Below are 17,105 nucleotides of genomic sequence, written 5' to 3'. Positions count from 1 at the left end.
TTTGTATAAAAAGCTGATACGAAAACTTTTCGTATCGGGACAAAATAAAAATTAAGGAGTTGGAGAATGACAATTAAAGAAATTGCGGAATTGTGCGGTGTTGATGATACTACAATATTACGATGGACACGCAATATATCTGACTGCAAAATGCAGTCAGATATTAAAAGCAAATTAAAAAAATCAGGGCATGGAATTGCTTCTGATTTTTCTCTTGAAGAAACATTGGCTATAATCGGCGATGGAGGCGGTAATAAGACTTTAGCGGCTATGCTTGAAGAAAATCACGCTCTTGAGGCTAAAAAAGCCCTTAAAACGCATGAAAACAGCCTTTTACCGCTTAGTTTTAACGGTTTTACGGTTAGAACGCTTACAATCAATAATGAGCAATGGTGGATAGCTAAGGATGTTTGTGATGTTTTAGATATTAAAAATCCTCGTGATGCTATTAGTTTTTTAGATGATGATGAAAGGGGTTCCGTCGGAATTTCCGACGGAACCTCCCCTAAAGGCGGGAATCCGAATATGAATATCATCAATGAATCGGGTTTGTATACGCTTATTTTGCGTTCCAATAAGCCGGAGGCTAAAAAGTTTAGAAAATGGGTTACTTCCGAGGTTTTACCGAGTATTCGCAAAAATGGGGCATACGATGTTACAGGGGCTTTTAACGATAGGCTTGAACGAATGGAAAAGGCTCTTGAGGACTTAGCAGAATTTAAAAGCACCATATTAAAAATAACTTCCGAGCCGAAAGTTGTAGAATATCGGACTATAAACTCGCAATTGGACGAAGATATATATATTTTTTATAAAAAACATGTAGACGATTCCGTTCCTACGGCCGTTTATACAAAAGCTATCGATGTTTGGGACTTATTCAAATACGATACTCACGCTAAGTACCCAAAAGCCGAGTTTTTGGAACGCTTTAGAGCTATATATCCGCAGTTTACATTTGAGAAAAATAAAAATATTGATGTATTTTGGGGATTTCGTCTGGTCGATACATGCGGTGTTTGTTGAAGGTGAAGATTTTTTAACAAAAAAATTTTGAGCTCGCTAAATTTGGCGAGCTCAAAAAGGACTTGGGAATTTTCGCCAAATTTGGCGAAAATTCCTGTGAAAATGTAAAAAAAGCTAAAATCTTGCTCTCCAAATTTGGGAAGCAAAAAAATTTCTAGGAATACCCTAAGAATTTTTTAGGGTATTCCTAGAAAAAAAGGGGGTAGAAAAAAGCGACACCCTTTTAATATTCTATACAAAAATCCCTGACAGTTAAGTCAATAAAAAAGTCAAGTAATGCAGACGGCTATAGCAAGACTTGACTTTTTTATCTTCTTATTATATAGTCATCAGCAAGGTATGGATGTATATAGCAAGTTAAATGTTATTAGTTTACACCCAGAATGTCGGCGGTTCGATCCCGTCAGCGCCCATTTCTTTTCTTTTAAAAACAAATCCAATTTTTTAATATGACAAAATTTTGTAAATTCAGCTTGTTTTTCCTTTTTATTTTAATAAGTGTTTAATCAGCATTGACAGACTTACGCCAATGGCGTATAATAAGATATGAAGATTATAGAAACGCCTGTTTTTACAAAACAAATAAATAAATTACTGGATGAAGATACGTATAAACAATTTAAAGAATATCTAGTATGCAATCCATTAAAAGGTAAGTTGATTAAAGGAGGCGCAGGAATACGAAAAATAAGATGGGGTAAAAAGAATACGGGAAAAAGCGGCGGTGTTAGGATTATCTATTTTATAAAAACTGAAACAAAGATATATTTGCTATTTGCTTATTCAAAAAGCGATGCGGAGAATATTACAAAAAAACAAATAAATATGCTGGCAAGTTTTATTAAAGATTTATAAGGAGTTTTTATGTTTAAAAGAAAAAAAATGAGTGATGAGATGTTTACTGAATTACTCCAAAGCGTAAAAGAAGCTGTTTTAATTGAAAAAGGAGAAATCATCCCTTCAAGGGTTTTTGAAATAGAGCCTTTAGATATTGCTAAAATACGTGATAAGACAAATAAAACACAAGAAGAATTTGCCGCTATGCTTAATATCAGTATAGGAACCCTACGAAACTGGGAACAAGGACGGCGTAAACCTGACGGGGCGGCATTATCTCTCCTTAAAATTGTTTCGGCTAATCCCCAATATGTAGAAAGTGTACTGCAAGGCGGTTAAAAATGTATGTCCTTTAGGAATGCCAAAGTACGAATAAAGGAAAGTGCAAAGTGAGAATGTCGAAGGACGAACGATTGGAAGTACGAATGTCAAACTTTGCTCTTCGTACTTTGTACTTCTCACTTTGATATTCTGCCTAGGGGCCGGCAAGCCAACGGAAACAGAGGCCGTCGCTCCAGCCGCCTCCGCGTACCGTATAGTCTAAAATATAAAAAAGGTCAAGATAAAAATAAGGTAAAATTCTCTTCGCAAGCTTAAAGAAAATGCCCAGTCATAATTTCTTTAAGTTTTTTCTAGTTTAATTAAAAAATATTTATTTGGCTGTAGTCAATATCAAAAGCTGAAGCAATTTTTAGCTTGGTCGTTTTGCGGATTCTTTTTGCTTTTTCCATTTGGCAATAGGCTGCCTGGCTTATACCGATTTTTTCAGCTACTTGTGCCTGCGTAAGACCGAGGTATTCCCGCCATGCTTGAACGGGACTTATACCTTGGTGAGCAATGTTTTTTATTATTTCGTGAGGTATTGTTTTTTCCTCGGTAAGTTCCTTTGTGTTGCCGTTGATTAAGGTTTGAAAAACCTTAAAGGGGACGATTGCATATTCCGGTACTCCTGCCTGATTTTTAATAAATTGAATGTTAGTAAGTGTTGTCATCTCTTTTTTTAACCTCCTCAATTGAAATTATTTCGATCACTTTGCGAAAATTAAATAATATCCTAAAGCGTCCAATTCTAAGACGGTATTGGTATTTATGATTTTTCAAAGTTTTTACATTTTGAACATTAGGAAAATTATACAAGACATCAACGCCATCGGCTATTTGAATTTGCTGCTCCTGCGGGAGCTTTAAGAATTGTTTTGTTGCCTTGTTTTTCCATTCAATTTTTATCATATAAGTATTATAGGTTATTATAAGTATTATGTCAATCTTGTTTATATTTTTTCTTCAAAATTTACTACCTCTTACAAGCATTTTTGCAAAAGGTCGGGGTTGCGGACTGCTTCGTCTATAATGCACCTTATAGGCTTTCCACGGCTTACGCATGAATTCCTGAGCTAAATAAAACATTAAACCTAAATGAATCATCAAAAGTACAAAGCATTTTCTTCCTTTTCAGAGTTTTACCGTTTTGATACATTTTCATTCGATTAAAGCAAATCCTCCTTAAAATTGCTATGTTTTCAGCAGTATTTTTTTCTCGAATTTGACATTCATCGTCTCTAAATATTACATCCAGCGACCAGTGTAAGGTGTTTTCTATTGTCCAATGTGTTCTTACAGCTGTTACAAACTCATTTATATCCTCTATACTGCTAATAAAGTAACGCTTTTCACTGTATTGTTTGCCTTTGCACCTTACAGTGCTTTTGACCATTCCAAAACTCTTTAAATTTGCCCATTTATTCTTATCTGCAAACCAGTTTATATTACTTGAAAGAAAGTATTCTCTTTTTTCTTCTCTGCCATGCCCGATATCCAAGGTTTCAAATCTTAAAAGTGTGTTTTGAAAGTCTTTATCTTCTATAGAAAAATAATCTTTTACATCATTATACGCTGCCGGTTGATTTTCTTTTAGAGCCAATACATAATCACATTTTTTCTTTGTGATTTCTTTTGCTATTTCTTTTTGACAACCCATGGCATCTATAGTAATTATCGAGCTTTTTAGTTTTAAAAGGTTAAGGAGTTCAGGAATTGCTGTGATTTCATTCGATTTTTCAGCACATTTTATTTGTCCTAGTACAACTCCCGCTTCGTGAGCGAATGCACTTACCAAATGAATACCTCTACTTTGTTCACTTGCACTTCCACGTAATGTTTTTCCATCAATGTGAATGTATGAACCTGCTGGAATATTAAGGGATTGTTCAATCCACGAGATAAAAAGGTTTTGAAATTGTTTGGGATTAATCATCGCAAGGACTCTTCCTATGGTGTCGTGCGAAGGAACGCCATTTTCTAACAAGAGTCCTACCTCATTTTTTAGCCAATCCTTTTTTACTTCGGCAAATTCCCCTATTTCAAATACAGTTTGAACTCCGCTACAAACAGCACACAGTGCTATTACCAATATTTCACTGATTAAGTGCTTTACTTTGCCCGACTGACGATTATCGTTCAGCTCGCTAAAATATTCTTTTAATGTTTTCATACTTTAAATATCGGCTATTTTTTTTCATGCGTAAGCCGTGTAGGCTTTCCCCCATTGCTGGACAAAAGGCCGATTTTTTTGTAAAATAACAGGAACTTTAGATGCGGCTTTAAGGAGCATAAAAGATGTATAAAAGCGATTTTCCCTTGCTTATGCAAAATCCTAACATTCATTATTTGGATTCATCGGCAACGGCACAAAGGCCTGTACAGGTTATCGAAGGCGTTAAAGAATATTTTTTACACTCAAACGGGAATGCGGGGCGGGGCTCTCATTCCCTTGCAATAGCTTCTTCCATTTTGGTTGAAGAAACAAGAAAAAAAACGGCGGAGTTTATCGGGGCAGATAAAATAGAAAGCATTATATTTACAAAAAATTCTACCGAAGCTCTCAATATAGTTGCTTATTGCTACGGCTTATCGCAGCTTAAAAGCGGAGATGAAATTCTATTGGCTGTATCAAACCATCACGCAAATCTTGTACCGTGGCAGTTCGTTGCAAAACAAACAGGGGCAGACCTAAAATTTATCTACCTAAATAAAAACGGCACCTTGGACATGAATGACTTTAAAGCAAAACTTTCAGCTAAAACGAAGGTTGTTGCCCTTTCAAGCGTGGTAAATGCAACCGGAATTATAAACCCTGTAGAAGATGTTATAAAACTCGCCCATGAAAACGGAGCCGTTGTTGTAGTCGATGCAGCCCAATCGATAGCTCACTACAGGCAGAACGTATCGGCCCTTGACTGCGATTTTTTGGTTTTTTCGGGCCATAAGATTTTTTCCGACTTCGGGGTCGGAGTGCTTTACGGAAAAAAAGAGCTCTTGGACAAGATGCCTCCCTTTTTATACGGGGGAGATATGATCAATTTTGTCACGGAAGAATCAAGCGAGTTTAAGGAAGCCCCTTATAAATACGAGGGCGGTACCCATGACACTTCTGCCATAGTTTCTCTTAAACACGCAATAGAATATATCGAAAAAATCAGCTATTCCAATATAGAAAAAACCGTAAAAGAATTGGACGATTACGCTCTTTCGGAATTAAAAAAACTTGACTTTGTTGAAACCTACGGAACCGATGCTCCGGAGCGGGCAGGCATAATCGCTTTTAACGTAAAAGATGTACACTCGCACGACACTTCCTATATCTTAAACGAGTACGGAGTCATGGTAAGAAGCGGTCATCATTGTACTCAGCCCCTCATGGCGCACTTAAACATAAACTCCTGCTGCCGTGCAAGTTTTTCTATTTTTAACACAAAAGAAGACATAGACGTTATGATAACGGCATTAAAAAAAGTAAAAAGCGTTTTTTTAAAGGATTAAAAAAGAATATTGATAAGGAAACATAAATGGATATAGATACAATTTATCAGGAAATGATTTTAGAATATTCCAGAAAAAAAGAAAACTGCCGGGAACTTTCGGGCGAAGGCGTAAAGATAGAAAGAGGTCATAACCCCTCATGCGGCGATGACCTTACCCTCCTCATCAGGGAAAAAGACGGAATCATTGAAGAAGCTTCTTTTTTGGGAAGGGGCTGTGCAATTTCTACGGCTTCTACAAATATGCTCATCGAACTTATAAAAGGAAAAAAAGCCGAAGAAGGCAAACGCAAGGTAGAAATATTTTTTAAGATGATGAACGGGAAAGAAGTTTCTGAAGAAGAAAAGGAAGAACTGGAAGATGCTCAAATCTTGGAATACTTTGCCCAAATGCCTGCCCGCATAAAATGTGCAACTTTAAGCTGGCACTCAGCCGATGTTCTTTTAAACGAAAAAAAAGGGACAGTGTAAAACAAAGTCCCTTTTTAATAAACAGCAAAACCAAGGCTTATTTTTCGATATCGCTTGATTTTACTTTTACAATATGGCCGGGGCCTGCATCAAAGATAATCACAAAGTCTTTTACCTTGATGTCGGCATATTTAATGATAACCTCATTGTTTTTATCAAGCTTGGTCTTAAGAATAACCTTTTTTTTGGGATCCTTTTCCTTGGGGTTTTCAATGCGTATTTCGGTACCTGCAGCGGGTGAGCCGTCAGAAAAACCGCCTTCACAGATAAAGGTTCCGTCACCATTGTCATAGCAAAGCAACATCGGGGCATGAGCAAACAAAAGAGCTGCTCCCAATACTAAAAAACAAACAAAAATAGCTGTTCTTTTTTTCATCTTTCCTTCTCCTATTAAAATTTTTTATTATAATATCAAATAAGTTCCTCTAAAGCCAATCAGACCTTAGAGGAATATCCATTTATTTTTGTATGAGTCCGCTTAAAATTTTGCGGCAAGAACCTTCAACGCGCTTTGCAATCATTTCGTTTGATGAATTTGCAGGTATGCAAGTCGGTTTTCCTTTAATCTTTGCAAAATCAGCATCTGTCATACCATACCAGAAGTGGAAATGAGATGGACTTCCGCCGGGGTTTGTAAAAGAAATTGTCTTAAACATTCCGGCATCTTTTTTATCCGTAGATACGGCCAAGAAGCCGGGTTTTGCAGCATTTTCGGCAACTCTCTTATAAGCTGCCCTGTAAATTTCTTTTCCGTCCTTATACATGACAAATTCGTTCTTTCCGTTCTCGGTAACAAATTCGATGTGAGTATAAAGCTCTGTTGTTCCGTATGCTTTTTTCATTTCGGAAATGATTTCGGCCTTTGTAAAGTCTCCGCCCTTAGGATTTTTTCCGGCAAATTCTTTGATGATTTTGTCGTAAGCAGCATTAACTTCAGCACTTGTATTATCGTAAATTAAGGAGCTGTTCATCCATTTTCCTTCTTTAGCATAAACGGCAAAGGGTGCAGGAAGTTTGGCAGCACTTGATTCTATCGATTTTTTAAAATTTTCCAAAAGTTTTTCATTGCTTGTCGAACCTGCAACATAGGTAGGCCAATAAGAAGGATCGGCTTTTTTTACAAGGGTATCAATATTCGTTCCGCCGAATCTTACATGCCAGTGAACCTGTCCTCCGTCATGGCTATGAGGATGAGTACAGATCATATACTTGGCCATATTAAGTCCGCGTACATTTTTTACAGCCTCAAATGTTTCCCAAAAAGAACCTTCATAACCGGGCATAGGAACCTTGCCTAGATATTTATATTCGGCAACGATCTCTTTTTGTTTTCCGTCTGCATCAATAACGGTAAAACTTATCTTATTAGTCCCGTCAAATTTTACCCTTGCAAAAGGCGTCTTTCTTCTTCCTTCAATAGCATCTTTGATACCCTCTTGGGTATAATTTGAATTCTTTGATGCAGCTTCTTTGTATAATTCTTTCAAAGAAGGATCGTTTTTTACAACATCCACCGAAACCCATTCACCTTTCCAGGCAGCCAATTCCATTCCGGGAATAAGTTTTTCAACTTCAGCCTTAGCCGACTTAGCGGCTTCAGGCATGGACTTACATGCAGTAAATGCTACCGCAACAGCAATCAAAATAAGTGCAATTTTTGCACCGATTTTTTTATTAGACATAACATCTCCTTAAAATAAAATTATGACTAAATGCTGCCGATTTATATTTAAACAATCGGCAGCAATTTCATTTTTAATAACAGAACTATTTTCCGGTTAATGCTGAAAGAGTTCTTTTTGCGGATCTTTCAATACCGCTAGCTCGGATATCGGCAGGAACATCTACCTTGTAACAGGTAGGGGTACCTCTCTGAGCAGCAATATCCTCTTCGGTTGCTCCGTACCACAAATGGAAGTGATAATTAGGAGCACCATGAACAACTACAAAGGATATAAGAGAGAACATTCCGGCATCTTTCTTTTCGGCTTTCATTGTCATATAAGCCTTTGCCTTGCCGGGCGCAACTCTTACATAGTTTGATCTGAAGATTTCTTTCGAACCTTTAAAAACTATAAGCTCATTTTTTCCGTCTTTTATATTAAACTCAAGATGAGTAAAATCTTTTAAACTGTCATCGCTTTTTTGCAATTCTGCAATAATTTCTGCTCTGGTAAAGTCTCCGCCCTTAGGATTTTTTCCTTCAAACTCTTTGATGAGCTTAGCATAGACATCCATAACCTCTTTGCTTGAATTTTCAAAAACAAGGAGACTATTGATCCACCTTCCGTGTTCTGCATAAGACTTAAAGGGAGCTGCATCCGTCCATTTAGGCATAGTTTCAATTGAAGATTCTGCACCCTTTAACATATCGTTCTTTTTTGTTGAGGCCGGAACAAAGGTAGGCCATGATTTTTCTCCGTTTATAAGCCAATCAAAACCGTAGTAGCCGAAACGAACATGCCAATGAACAGGACCATCTCCGTGTTGATGAGGAGGCATAATAATCATATTTTTTACAGCCTGCAATTCTTTTCCTGGGTTTACCGCTTCAAACGTATACCAAAGTGAACCCTCATAACCGGGAACAGCCTTCGTACCCATGTATTTGTATTCACATACTACATTGGATTCACTACCGTCTTTCTTCTGCATTGTAAGAGTAACCTTATTGGTACCGTTAAATTTCATAGCGGTTACAGAACTTCCATACATATCTTTGACGGCAGCCTTCAAACCGCCTTCAGTATAATAAGGCATTCCTTCAGCAGTCTTCTTATAGGCTGCATTCAATGACGCATCATTCATTACCGTATAAGTAGAAACCCATTTACCTTTCCAAGCTGCAAGTTCTTGTCCTGCTACCAATTTATCGGGACTTACTTCCACTACAGCAGGCATAGACTTACATGCAGTAAATATAACTGCAAATGTAACCAAAATAAGTGCAATCTTTGCACCGATTCTTTTATTAACCATAAAATAAAACTCCTTTAAGTTAATAAGTTAAATATGTCTAACATTTAATTCAAGAGAACTCAGAATTAAAGCAAGTTAGTCTACTTTTTTTCTTCCGCAGAGCAGCCGCAGCATCCGCAACCGCAGCCGCTCTTAGGATTGATGTTTTTTTCTCCGCAGCTGCAGGCTGAAGCCTTACCCTTAAATATCCTGTAATATTTACGGATGAGTAAGACAACAACACCTGCAACTATGGAAATAGTCAAGACCATTCCTAATGTCATAAGGACATTCCTTATTTTACAGGCATTGCCTCAATCCAGAGTACGGCATCCTGAGAAAGTTCTTTACCGGCAAATTTCTTGGCTCTTCCTGCTCCTAAAGCAGCAAAGCCCCAATAACCGGCCTTATGTGGAACAAAGGAGAAAACACCGTTTTTATCTGCAAGAATAATAGTTGCAGCAGCCTCGGTTTTAGCTTTATCGCCGAATTTGCTTGCCTTCATATCTACATCAAAGTTAATATATTCAACTTCAATTTCAGCATTGGGAACGGGCTTACCTTTTGAATCTACAACAACTCCTCTAAAAATGCCTCCTACCCAAACATCATAGGGCTTTACCAAGGGCATAATTTCGGGGTAACCTTCAGCACATCTTGCACTCCAATCAGTATCAAGACCGGCCTTATTTATAAACACCTTGGTAATCTGCTGGATATATGCATCCTCGGCACCTTCATAGTAAGGATGGGGAACAGCGATAAGAGCCCAGTCTCCGCCTCCTCTAAAACCGTTATCTTTATTCAAGGTAAGATCATAAGCCGAAGCTGTATTTTCGGAAGTTGTAAACTGTGTTTTCTTTAGTGAAGGCATAAGGTCCTGCATCTTTTCTTTATGAATAGAAAAGAATTTTTCAAAACCTTTAATTTCACCGGCTTCGTTTTTACCGATGTCCATTGTATGGCCGGATTCGGCAGGATGGGTAAAAACAATCTTAAAATCAACAGAGTTGCCTTCAACGATTGAAGTCGGGGTATAAATCATTTGAAAGTGAGCAAATGAAGCCATAGCTACAAAGAATAAAAGTAAAACTATTCCTGTAATTTTTTTCATATAAAACTCCTATACATATTCTAGTCTAAAGACTCATTATCTAAGTTCAAAAAAAGATAGAGTAAAAAGGCACCCCTTAAAACTCACGGATAAATCTTTTTTCGAATTTAAATGTAAATTATCGCTGACAATCTATATTATTTCTTAAAAAAAAGCAAGCCCTCCAATAAAAATTTATAGGAAACTCTTAATTAAAAATACACGGAGAATAAATAAAGAAAAAACGAAAAACATGGATAGAGCTATATAATAATTAGTTTTCCGATTTTCCTTCCCTCCGAAGGATTCGTAACACAAATAGGCAGGTCTCCTGACTTATGATTTAAAGTTTATCGCCTTCCCATATTAACAGTGGCTCATGCTTCTAACCATATAAATAAATTACAAGCATTATGATAAACAAACTCAATTACAGTAGCGGGGGCTGTGCAGGTTTTTCACCTGTTTCCCTTTTAATCTTAAAATTATTTAAGAACCTTATTTGACTATAACCTCGAGAATGATTATAAACATTTTAAAAAAAAAGCCAAGCCCCCAAAGAGGCTCGGCTTTTATTATCTACTTGTTTTCGGCCTTATCCGAAATCTTTTTAAATATAGGAGGCCATGCAAACATAACCACAAAGAGTAAAATTACGATAATCAAGGCAGCAGGAGAAAAGCCATCCTTAGGACCGGCTTTTTCAGGTTTTGCGGCTTCAGCAGCAGGAGCTTGGGCAACAGGCATAACAGCCTCTTCTGAAGCATCTTCAATCTTACTAACCTCAAACCAGATAACGGCATCCTGAGAAAGTTCCTTGCCGGAGAATTCCTTTTCCTTACCTACACCGAGGGCGGCAAAGCCCCAATATCCGGGACAGGGAGGAATAAATTCGAAAACGCCTGTATTATCGGCCATTATCATACCAGCACCGGATTTTTGCAGCTTGGGTTCTCCGGTAAATTTCTTGTTTGCCATATCAACATCATAGTTCATATTTTCAAATTCAACCTGAGCATAGGGCACGGGATTTCCTTCGGAGTCCAGAACAAGGGCACGAATAACGCCTCCCTCCCAGATTTCATAAGGCTTTACCAAAGGCAGTATCTCGGGATAACCTTCGGCAATCCTCGACTGCCAATCGGTTGAAAGTCCGGCCTTATTAATAAATACCTTTGTTATCTGCTGAATATATCCGTCATCTGCCGCTTCAAAATAAGGATGAGGAACGGCAACCAAGCCCCAGTCTCCTCCTCCCTTAAAGCCTGTATCCTTATTAAACTCAAATGTATATGCAAAGGCCTTGTTTTCTAAGGATTCAAATTCTCCTTTTTTTAAAAAGGACATTAAATCGGTCTTGGCTTCTTTATGAACGGAATAAAATTCTTTTAAACCCTTGACTTCTCCGGCTTCATTCTTACCTATATCCATTGTAAGCCCAGACTCAAATGGGTGGGTAAAAGAAATTATAAAATCAACCTTATTATTTGAATCTTCTATTATGGAAGACGGAGTATAAATAATCTGAAAGTGAGCAAAAAGGCTCAAAGCCGTACAGCATAGCAATACGGAAAAGAATAACTTTTTCACTTTTTACACCTACCTTTTTTGTTTTTTAAACAGGAAGACAATTAGTACCGAATTTATCACGGCAAGCACAAGGGCTAAAATTGCCGTAAAAGAGGGACCGACAGCGGGCATTGCCGAAACGGTATCCATGGGAACCCATCCTACGGAACCGGCAGCAGCAACAGGTTTTTGTGCCGGAGCAGCCTCTGCAGGAGCTTCGTTTCCGCTTGCCGATGCATCAGCAGCCTGACTGCCGAAACCGCCTGCAGGCTCAGGTCCTTCCTTTACAATAATATGACCGGGACCTGCATCAAATGTTACAGTATACGGAACACTCGGAATAGGCAGATTGAGTTCGCCTACATCGGGGAATTCTCCTTCCCAGATTTTTTGACCTGTAGCTTTATCGGTAAGATAAAGTTTAACTCCGGCAGCAGTAGCTCCGTTTGAAAATCCGCCTTGAACATAGATAGTTCCGTCGCCGTTATCCTCAACAGTCAATAGGGGCGAATGTGCAAAAAGCAGGATAGAACACATCATCAAAATAAATACAATGCTTATTTTTTTCATTTATATAACTCCTCTAAAATTTATAATTTAAAAATCAAAAACCGAACAATCTTCCCAACTGGAATACAAGGACGGCAACCAGAGAGCTTAGCACTACAGGATATAGAACACTGAACAAGGTCCAGCCTACACTTTGAGTCTCGGTCTTTGTTGCCATAACGGTAGCAATACAGGGCGGGAAGAGAGCAATCAAAATCATAATGGTAAGACCGTCTAAGGGGGTCAACCCCGTTTCCTTATCCTGAATGCGGGCTTCCAAAACCTTGCCCGAATCCTCGCTTGCAGACTCGACACTGTAAATAGTACCCAAGGTAGAAACAAGGGCTTCTTTTGCAGCGAAAGAACCTAAAATAGCAATGTTTACCTTCCAGTCAAAACCTGCATATTTTGTGACTGGTTCCATAGCCTTTCCAAGATAACCCAAAATAGAATTTTCCAAGGTTTCTTTTCGCAGCTGTACAGATATAAGTTTTAAATCGGCACTTGCAGGGCGTATAGCCTTTGCTGCGGCAGCGGCCTCAGAATCGATTACGGTTGTGCCTGAAATTTTTATCTTTCCGGTTCTGACAAGGGCAAAAAAGTAAGGATTGAGCTTTTGCCAATAAGCATAAAAGGAAGCCTTTAAAATAGGCTTTTGAAATTCTTGAGCACCATCATAAGCCTTATCAAAATCTTTTTTTGCAGCAGAATACATATCAAGGTAGTTTTTAAAAGCACCTATATTGCTGCCGAGTTCGATTTTTCCCTTTAAGGCTATTTTTGTAAATTCGGGATTTTGTAAAAAAAGCCTGTTTACATTTCTTTCCGTCCCCTTAGCTCCGCCGAACCAATTTAAGGCATCATATAGATAAAGCTTTTCGTTTAAACGCTGGAATTCTATAAAACCTTTTTCGGAAGCAAAATATTGGGAATATGAATTATTTAGTTTTCCTGCAAAGTCCTGAATATAGGCTTCTTTTTTTGCTTCGTATTGAGCGGTTTTTTCCGTGTTCAAAGAGGGAAAGTTTACACCCGCCCAGATTATAACCGAAACGGCTACTACTGTAGTCGCAACTTTTTTTATAAAACTCCATAAGCGTTCAAAGGTGCGGATTAAAACGCCTCTTAAAGTCGGCATATTATAAGCCGGAAGCTCCAAAACAAAGGGTTCGGGCCTGCCGTGAACAACATAGAGGCTGAAATATTTTGCAACAATCAAGGCCACAATCAAAGTAAAGAATGAAATTCCGCCCAGCACTATCCATTGATAGCTTGTAAAAAATATTCCCGTAATTAAAACATAAAAGGGAATCTTTGCCATACAGTTAAGCAGAGGCAAGATTAGGATAGTTACCAAGCGGGACTTATCGTCACGGATTGTTCTTGTGGACATAACACCGGGAACAACACAGCCCCCCATTATAACGCCAGACAAAATCATAGGAAGGGTTGACTGTCCGTGTAAACCGAACTTGCGTAAAACCCTGTCCATGATAAAGGCAAGACGGGCCATGTATCCGACATCTTCCAAAAAGGCTATTAAGGCAAACAAGCAGAAAAAGATGGGCACATAGTTTAGAATCATTATTGCACCGTCAATTATTCCGCTTAAAAATAGGCCTCTCAAAGGACCTTCGTTTATAAGGCCGTCAGGATAAATAAGCTGAGACACTATCGTGCGTACAAATTTAAATATCGGGAAAACCTTATCGGTCATCTTATAACCCAAAACTACGGTTATCCAATAAAAGACCAAAACTAGCTCGACCAAGATCAAAAGACCGTAAACCTTGTGACAAAGCACCTTATCGATTCTGTCGGTCGAGTTTATACTGCCTGAGCCGCCTTTGGTATAGATAATAGCGGCACCTCCGGTAAAGGCAAGAGCTCCGGTTATGCTAAGGACCAAGCGGAGAATGTTGTTTGCAAATATCTGAATCGGCAAAAGCAAAAAAAGCGAATCCAAAATCTCATAAGTTACAAAACAAAGAATAATGGCGGCAACAGCCTCGGAAACCTTTCTTTTAATGTTTAAGGTCTCGACGGCTTTTTGTTCAAGCTCTTTTTTTGAAACCGCAGCTTCAACAATTTTTTTTGCAGCAGCCGAGCGTGCAAGGGCTATTTCTATTTCAAAACTATGCTTATGCTTTTCCTTGTGCTCCGCTTCAATTTCCTTTATAAAATTTAAAACGGAATCAAAGTTTGTAAAATTTTTACCCTCCTCCTCGATAACCGCTGCATCCTTTTCACAAAGCTTGATTGCAAGCCATCTTAGAGGAATCGAGAAAAGATCATCCTTTGCAGAAGCCCTTAATTTTTCTACAATCTTTTCCAAATAGGATTCCATGTCCTTACCATAGGTAAGCATAAAGGGTTTTTGAGGTTCAGAGCTTTCAGCCGTTCTCGAAATAAGTTCTTTTAATTCGTTTACTTTTTCTTTTTTCTTGGCTGAACCCGCGATTATAGGAATCCCTAACAGGGATGACACCTTGTCTACATCAATTTGAAGACCTGAATTTTTTGCAGAATCCATCTTGTTTAAATACATAACAATGGGGCAATTCATCTCCAAAAGCTGAAATGTAAGATAAAGATGTCTTTCCAAATTTGAGGCATCGGCAATGTTTACTAAAAGCTCAGGTTTTTCACGCAGAATAAAATTGCGGGTTACTCTTTCTTCAGGCGAATAAGAAGTAAGGCTGTAAGTACCCGGCAAGTCGGTAATAAAAACCGACTGATCAAGGGCAAAATACTCTCCCGTTTTTTTCTCTACTGTGATGCCCGGATAGTTTGCAACATGCTGATGAGCTCCCGTCATCATGTTAAATAGGGTTGACTTGCCGGAGTTAGGCTGACCGGCAAAAGCAATATTTATTTTTTCTTTTTTCATATTCTAAACTTCTTTTACAATGATTTTTTTAGCTTCGTCCTTACGGACTGCTACAAGCGAACCGCAGATTGAAATATCAAAAGGATCTAAAAGGGGGGCTTTTCTTACAACCGAAACTTCAGCTCCGGGAGTAAACCCTAAACTTATAAGTCTTTGTAAGGTCATGCCGGAAATCTCAAGGTCTTCGATTATTCCTTTTTTCCCCTGCTCCAATTCATCAAGAGTCATTTAAACCTCCTTTACCTTAATCTATAAACGTACCAATATTTTGGAAGCAAGATTATAATCTACCGCATATTTTGAACCGTTTACCAAAAGCAAAATAGGCCCTTTTTTGTCGGCCTGAGAAGTAACGACGGTTACTTCAGTATTAATATCTATTCCGAGACTGCGAAGACGGGAAAATTCGGCCCCCGTTCCGTCAAATTTAAGCACGGAGGCCCTGTCGCCTTCCTTTAAAATAATTAAGGGTACCAATGTCAGCGTCCTCTCACAAAATGTTGTAAGAAGCATACATCATTTTTTTATTTTAATCAAGGCATAAAATTAAAAAAATTAAAATTTAGTTCTCATCCCTGTATAGATCAGCCTGAGAGGAATAAAGCCTTCTATATTCCATACATCTTTATAATAAACATCGTGGGGAAGATCCATAAGGGAACTTAAATCTTCAAGCTCTCTTTCATCAAAAACTTGAGAAGCATAGACGGCTTGGATTTTTTGTGTTGCAATATATTCATTTATAAAATCCAGAGTCAAAAAAGCACACCATACAGAAATACTCAAAGATTAAATTTTTGAGAAAACTACCTAATTTTAAAGAAAGTTAAAATCTGTAAACGGCGGCTGTTTTTGTCTACTTGTTCAATTTATTTTCTTCTCAATCCTGTATATGCTTCACGCCTATCTGCAATTTTCGGCTAAAGTCTATTAAGGCAAGTTATCTCTAATTTTTTCAATCCTTTCTTGATCCGACATAAAATTATATAGGCTTTTAGCATCTTCAAAACTTATAGGCACACTTTCAAAAGAAATTATAAATTCATGTTTCGGATTGATAGGCTTAGCCATAAAAGACTTGACAACCAAATAAGCACTATTATCTTTTAACAAAAATCCGAATTCCAAATGATTTTCTTTTGAATTTAAAATCAAAAACCGCTCCATGCTTTCATCTATTTTAGAATTTATAAAGCAATATAATTCCGTAGAACCTAGTAAGCCGGATCCGTTTCTTATATTATCTTTTTTCGCAGTTTCAACTATCTTAAAAAAATATTCAAGAATAGTTTTAAAGGAAGCCGAAGAATCAAAATCCAATCGGGTCTTATATAAAAGAGAATCAAGCTCAATCGAAATAAAATCGTCTTTCTCGCTTTTATTCAAATTATAGCTTACCGTATATGAAACATCAAAACCGGACTCAAGAGTCTGAACTCTTTTTTCTTTAGCAATACTTTGAGAATGAATCGAAGTCTTGGGAAGTGTAGCACAGCCTGCAAAAAAAACAGCTAAAACAAAAATATAAAAGAAATAATTTTTTCTCATGCCTTTTATCCTCTCACACATTTATTATATCTCATTTAAAAAAAAAGTCAATCCGATTTTAGAAGTCAGACTTGACCCTCATCAAAAAAAAGGATAGTATCTGCATATGAAGAAATTTGAAGAAAGACTTGAAAAGCTTGAAAAGATAAGTAACGATATACGCTCTTCCGATATTCCGTTGGAAAAAGCTTTGTCCCTATTTGAAGAGGGAATAAAACTTGCCAAGGGGCTTGAAAAAGATATAGAAAAAATGGAAGGAAAGATTGAAGTCTTATTGAACCAGCCCGTACTGCCTGAAGAAGAACCTGAACTTGATCTATTCACGATTACAGAAGAAAACTAGAGG

At 37.7% G+C, this 17,105-nt stretch carries 21 protein-coding genes and 1 riboswitch; of the genes, 6 read left to right on the top strand and 15 right to left on the bottom strand.

Annotated elements, in window-relative coordinates; all coding sequences use genetic code 11:
* Positions 1–66: 66 nt before the first annotated feature.
* The 3 genes from E4O00_RS03390 to nadS all read left to right on the top strand — a co-directional run bounded on the left by E4O00_RS03390 (position 67) and on the right by nadS (position 2,202).
* Positions 67–1,026: a BRO family protein gene (locus tag E4O00_RS03390; RefSeq protein WP_253678582.1), complete on the top strand. Its 960-nt coding sequence runs from the start codon at positions 67–69 to the stop codon at positions 1,024–1,026.
* A 546-nt stretch (positions 1,027–1,572) separates the two neighbouring features.
* On the top strand, positions 1,573–1,881 hold the full coding sequence (locus tag E4O00_RS03385; RefSeq protein WP_253678581.1) for a type II toxin-antitoxin system RelE/ParE family toxin: 309 nt from the start codon (positions 1,573–1,575) through the stop codon (positions 1,879–1,881).
* Positions 1,882–1,890: 9 nt separating this feature from the next.
* A complete protein-coding gene (gene nadS, locus E4O00_RS03380; RefSeq protein ID WP_253678580.1) occupies positions 1,891–2,202 on the top strand; it encodes a NadS family protein in 312 nt (103 codons plus the stop codon).
* A 302-nt stretch (positions 2,203–2,504) separates the two neighbouring features.
* Here nadS and E4O00_RS03375 read toward each other — a convergent pair whose 3' ends face one another.
* The 3 genes from E4O00_RS03375 to E4O00_RS03365 all read right to left on the bottom strand — a co-directional run bounded on the left by E4O00_RS03375 (position 2,505) and on the right by E4O00_RS03365 (position 4,354).
* The gene (locus E4O00_RS03375) at positions 2,505–2,855 is read right to left on the bottom strand and encodes a helix-turn-helix domain-containing protein (RefSeq protein WP_253678579.1); all 351 of its coding nucleotides are present in this window, start codon (positions 2,853–2,855) and stop codon (positions 2,505–2,507) included.
* On the bottom strand, positions 2,839–3,093 hold the full coding sequence (locus tag E4O00_RS03370) for a type II toxin-antitoxin system RelE family toxin (RefSeq protein ID WP_253678578.1): 255 nt from the start codon (positions 3,091–3,093) through the stop codon (positions 2,839–2,841). Before E4O00_RS03370 ends, E4O00_RS03375 begins: the two co-directional genes overlap by 17 nt.
* 145 nt (positions 3,094–3,238) lie before the next feature.
* On the bottom strand, positions 3,239–4,354 hold the full coding sequence (locus E4O00_RS03365) for an ISAs1 family transposase (RefSeq protein WP_253678577.1): 1,116 nt from the start codon (positions 4,352–4,354) through the stop codon (positions 3,239–3,241).
* Between the two features lie 125 nt (positions 4,355–4,479).
* On the opposite strand from E4O00_RS03365, the gene E4O00_RS03360 reads away from it, so the two are divergent.
* The gene (locus E4O00_RS03360; RefSeq protein WP_253678576.1) at positions 4,480–5,682 is read left to right on the top strand and encodes a SufS family cysteine desulfurase; all 1,203 of its coding nucleotides are present in this window, start codon (positions 4,480–4,482) and stop codon (positions 5,680–5,682) included.
* A gap of 26 nt (positions 5,683–5,708) precedes the next feature.
* Entirely contained in the window at positions 5,709–6,152 is a 444-nt protein-coding gene (gene sufU / locus E4O00_RS03355; protein ID WP_253678575.1) for a Fe-S cluster assembly sulfur transfer protein SufU, read from the top strand.
* 37 nt (positions 6,153–6,189) lie between these two features.
* Here the strand turns inward: sufU and E4O00_RS03350 are convergent, their stop codons facing one another.
* The 12 genes from E4O00_RS03350 to E4O00_RS03295 form a co-directional block, all read right to left on the bottom strand.
* Positions 6,190–6,528: a hypothetical protein gene (locus tag E4O00_RS03350; RefSeq protein WP_253678574.1), complete on the bottom strand. Its 339-nt coding sequence runs from the start codon at positions 6,526–6,528 to the stop codon at positions 6,190–6,192.
* An 82-nt stretch (positions 6,529–6,610) separates the two neighbouring features.
* The gene (locus tag E4O00_RS03345) at positions 6,611–7,834 is read right to left on the bottom strand and encodes a ZinT/AdcA family metal-binding protein (RefSeq protein ID WP_253678573.1); all 1,224 of its coding nucleotides are present in this window, start codon (positions 7,832–7,834) and stop codon (positions 6,611–6,613) included.
* 85 nt (positions 7,835–7,919) lie between these two features.
* On the bottom strand, positions 7,920–9,131 hold the full coding sequence (locus tag E4O00_RS03340) for a ZinT/AdcA family metal-binding protein (RefSeq protein ID WP_253678572.1): 1,212 nt from the start codon (positions 9,129–9,131) through the stop codon (positions 7,920–7,922).
* An 80-nt stretch (positions 9,132–9,211) separates the two neighbouring features.
* On the bottom strand, positions 9,212–9,394 hold the full coding sequence (locus E4O00_RS03335; protein ID WP_253678571.1) for a hypothetical protein: 183 nt from the start codon (positions 9,392–9,394) through the stop codon (positions 9,212–9,214).
* A gap of 11 nt (positions 9,395–9,405) precedes the next feature.
* The gene (locus E4O00_RS03330) at positions 9,406–10,224 is read right to left on the bottom strand and encodes a DUF4198 domain-containing protein (protein WP_253678570.1); all 819 of its coding nucleotides are present in this window, start codon (positions 10,222–10,224) and stop codon (positions 9,406–9,408) included.
* A gap of 282 nt (positions 10,225–10,506) precedes the next feature.
* Positions 10,507–10,719, bottom strand: a riboswitch (cobalamin riboswitch).
* Between the two features lie 63 nt (positions 10,720–10,782).
* Positions 10,783–11,793: a DUF4198 domain-containing protein gene (locus E4O00_RS03325; RefSeq protein ID WP_253678569.1), complete on the bottom strand. Its 1,011-nt coding sequence runs from the start codon at positions 11,791–11,793 to the stop codon at positions 10,783–10,785.
* 9 nt (positions 11,794–11,802) lie between these two features.
* Positions 11,803–12,342 carry a hypothetical protein gene (locus E4O00_RS03320; protein WP_253678568.1) on the bottom strand — a complete coding sequence of 180 codons (540 nt, stop codon included), beginning with the start codon at positions 12,340–12,342 and terminating at the stop codon, positions 11,803–11,805.
* Positions 12,343–12,376: 34 nt separating this feature from the next.
* Entirely contained in the window at positions 12,377–15,211 is a 2,835-nt protein-coding gene (gene feoB, locus E4O00_RS03315) for a ferrous iron transport protein B (RefSeq protein ID WP_253678567.1), read from the bottom strand.
* 3 nt (positions 15,212–15,214) lie between these two features.
* Entirely contained in the window at positions 15,215–15,439 is a 225-nt protein-coding gene (locus tag E4O00_RS03310) for a FeoA family protein (protein WP_253678566.1), read from the bottom strand.
* Positions 15,440–15,460: 21 nt separating this feature from the next.
* Positions 15,461–15,724, bottom strand: a complete 264-nt coding sequence (locus E4O00_RS03305) for a FeoA family protein (RefSeq protein WP_371922711.1) — start codon at positions 15,722–15,724, stop codon at positions 15,461–15,463.
* A gap of 42 nt (positions 15,725–15,766) precedes the next feature.
* Entirely contained in the window at positions 15,767–15,970 is a 204-nt protein-coding gene (locus E4O00_RS03300; protein ID WP_253678564.1) for a hypothetical protein, read from the bottom strand.
* A gap of 171 nt (positions 15,971–16,141) precedes the next feature.
* Complete coding sequence (locus tag E4O00_RS03295; RefSeq protein ID WP_253678563.1) at positions 16,142–16,759, bottom strand: hypothetical protein; 618 nt, start codon at positions 16,757–16,759, stop codon at positions 16,142–16,144.
* 106 nt (positions 16,760–16,865) lie between these two features.
* Between E4O00_RS03295 and xseB the strand changes: the two genes are divergently transcribed.
* The gene (gene xseB / locus E4O00_RS03290; protein WP_253678562.1) at positions 16,866–17,102 is read left to right on the top strand and encodes an exodeoxyribonuclease VII small subunit; all 237 of its coding nucleotides are present in this window, start codon (positions 16,866–16,868) and stop codon (positions 17,100–17,102) included.
* Positions 17,103–17,105 lie beyond the last annotated feature (3 nt).

This window comes from Treponema sp. OMZ 788 (assembly GCF_024181245.1).
In the GTDB taxonomy this organism is placed as follows: domain Bacteria; phylum Spirochaetota; class Spirochaetia; order Treponematales; family Treponemataceae; genus Treponema_B.
This window is presented reverse-complemented; position numbering and strand designations above follow the sequence as displayed.

Coding starts and splice junctions, on each gene's coding strand:
- E4O00_RS03370 (WP_253678578.1), bottom strand. CDS start 3,093: ATGATAAAAATTGAATGGAAAAACAAGGCAACAAAACAATTCTTAAAG.
- E4O00_RS03385 (WP_253678581.1), top strand. CDS start 1,573: ATGAAGATTATAGAAACGCCTGTTTTTACAAAACAAATAAATAAATTA.
- E4O00_RS03350 (WP_253678574.1), bottom strand. CDS start 6,528: ATGAAAAAAAGAACAGCTATTTTTGTTTGTTTTTTAGTATTGGGAGCA.
- feoB (WP_253678567.1), bottom strand. CDS start 15,211: ATGAAAAAAGAAAAAATAAATATTGCTTTTGCCGGTCAGCCTAACTCC.
- E4O00_RS03330 (WP_253678570.1), bottom strand. CDS start 10,224: ATGAAAAAAATTACAGGAATAGTTTTACTTTTATTCTTTGTAGCTATG.
- E4O00_RS03375 (WP_253678579.1), bottom strand. CDS start 2,855: ATGACAACACTTACTAACATTCAATTTATTAAAAATCAGGCAGGAGTA.
- E4O00_RS03310 (WP_253678566.1), bottom strand. CDS start 15,439: ATGACTCTTGATGAATTGGAGCAGGGGAAAAAAGGAATAATCGAAGAC.
- sufU (WP_253678575.1), top strand. CDS start 5,709: ATGGATATAGATACAATTTATCAGGAAATGATTTTAGAATATTCCAGA.
- E4O00_RS03305 (WP_371922711.1), bottom strand. CDS start 15,724: ATGCTTCTTACAACATTTTGTGAGAGGACGCTGACATTGGTACCCTTA.
- E4O00_RS03320 (WP_253678568.1), bottom strand. CDS start 12,342: ATGAAAAAAATAAGCATTGTATTTATTTTGATGATGTGTTCTATCCTG.
- E4O00_RS03295 (WP_253678563.1), bottom strand. CDS start 16,759: ATGAGAAAAAATTATTTCTTTTATATTTTTGTTTTAGCTGTTTTTTTT.
- E4O00_RS03365 (WP_253678577.1), bottom strand. CDS start 4,354: ATGAAAACATTAAAAGAATATTTTAGCGAGCTGAACGATAATCGTCAG.
- E4O00_RS03345 (WP_253678573.1), bottom strand. CDS start 7,834: ATGTCTAATAAAAAAATCGGTGCAAAAATTGCACTTATTTTGATTGCT.
- E4O00_RS03340 (WP_253678572.1), bottom strand. CDS start 9,131: ATGGTTAATAAAAGAATCGGTGCAAAGATTGCACTTATTTTGGTTACA.
- E4O00_RS03360 (WP_253678576.1), top strand. CDS start 4,480: ATGTATAAAAGCGATTTTCCCTTGCTTATGCAAAATCCTAACATTCAT.
- xseB (WP_253678562.1), top strand. CDS start 16,866: ATGAAGAAATTTGAAGAAAGACTTGAAAAGCTTGAAAAGATAAGTAAC.
- E4O00_RS03335 (WP_253678571.1), bottom strand. CDS start 9,394: ATGACATTAGGAATGGTCTTGACTATTTCCATAGTTGCAGGTGTTGTT.
- E4O00_RS03390 (WP_253678582.1), top strand. CDS start 67: ATGACAATTAAAGAAATTGCGGAATTGTGCGGTGTTGATGATACTACA.
- nadS (WP_253678580.1), top strand. CDS start 1,891: ATGTTTAAAAGAAAAAAAATGAGTGATGAGATGTTTACTGAATTACTC.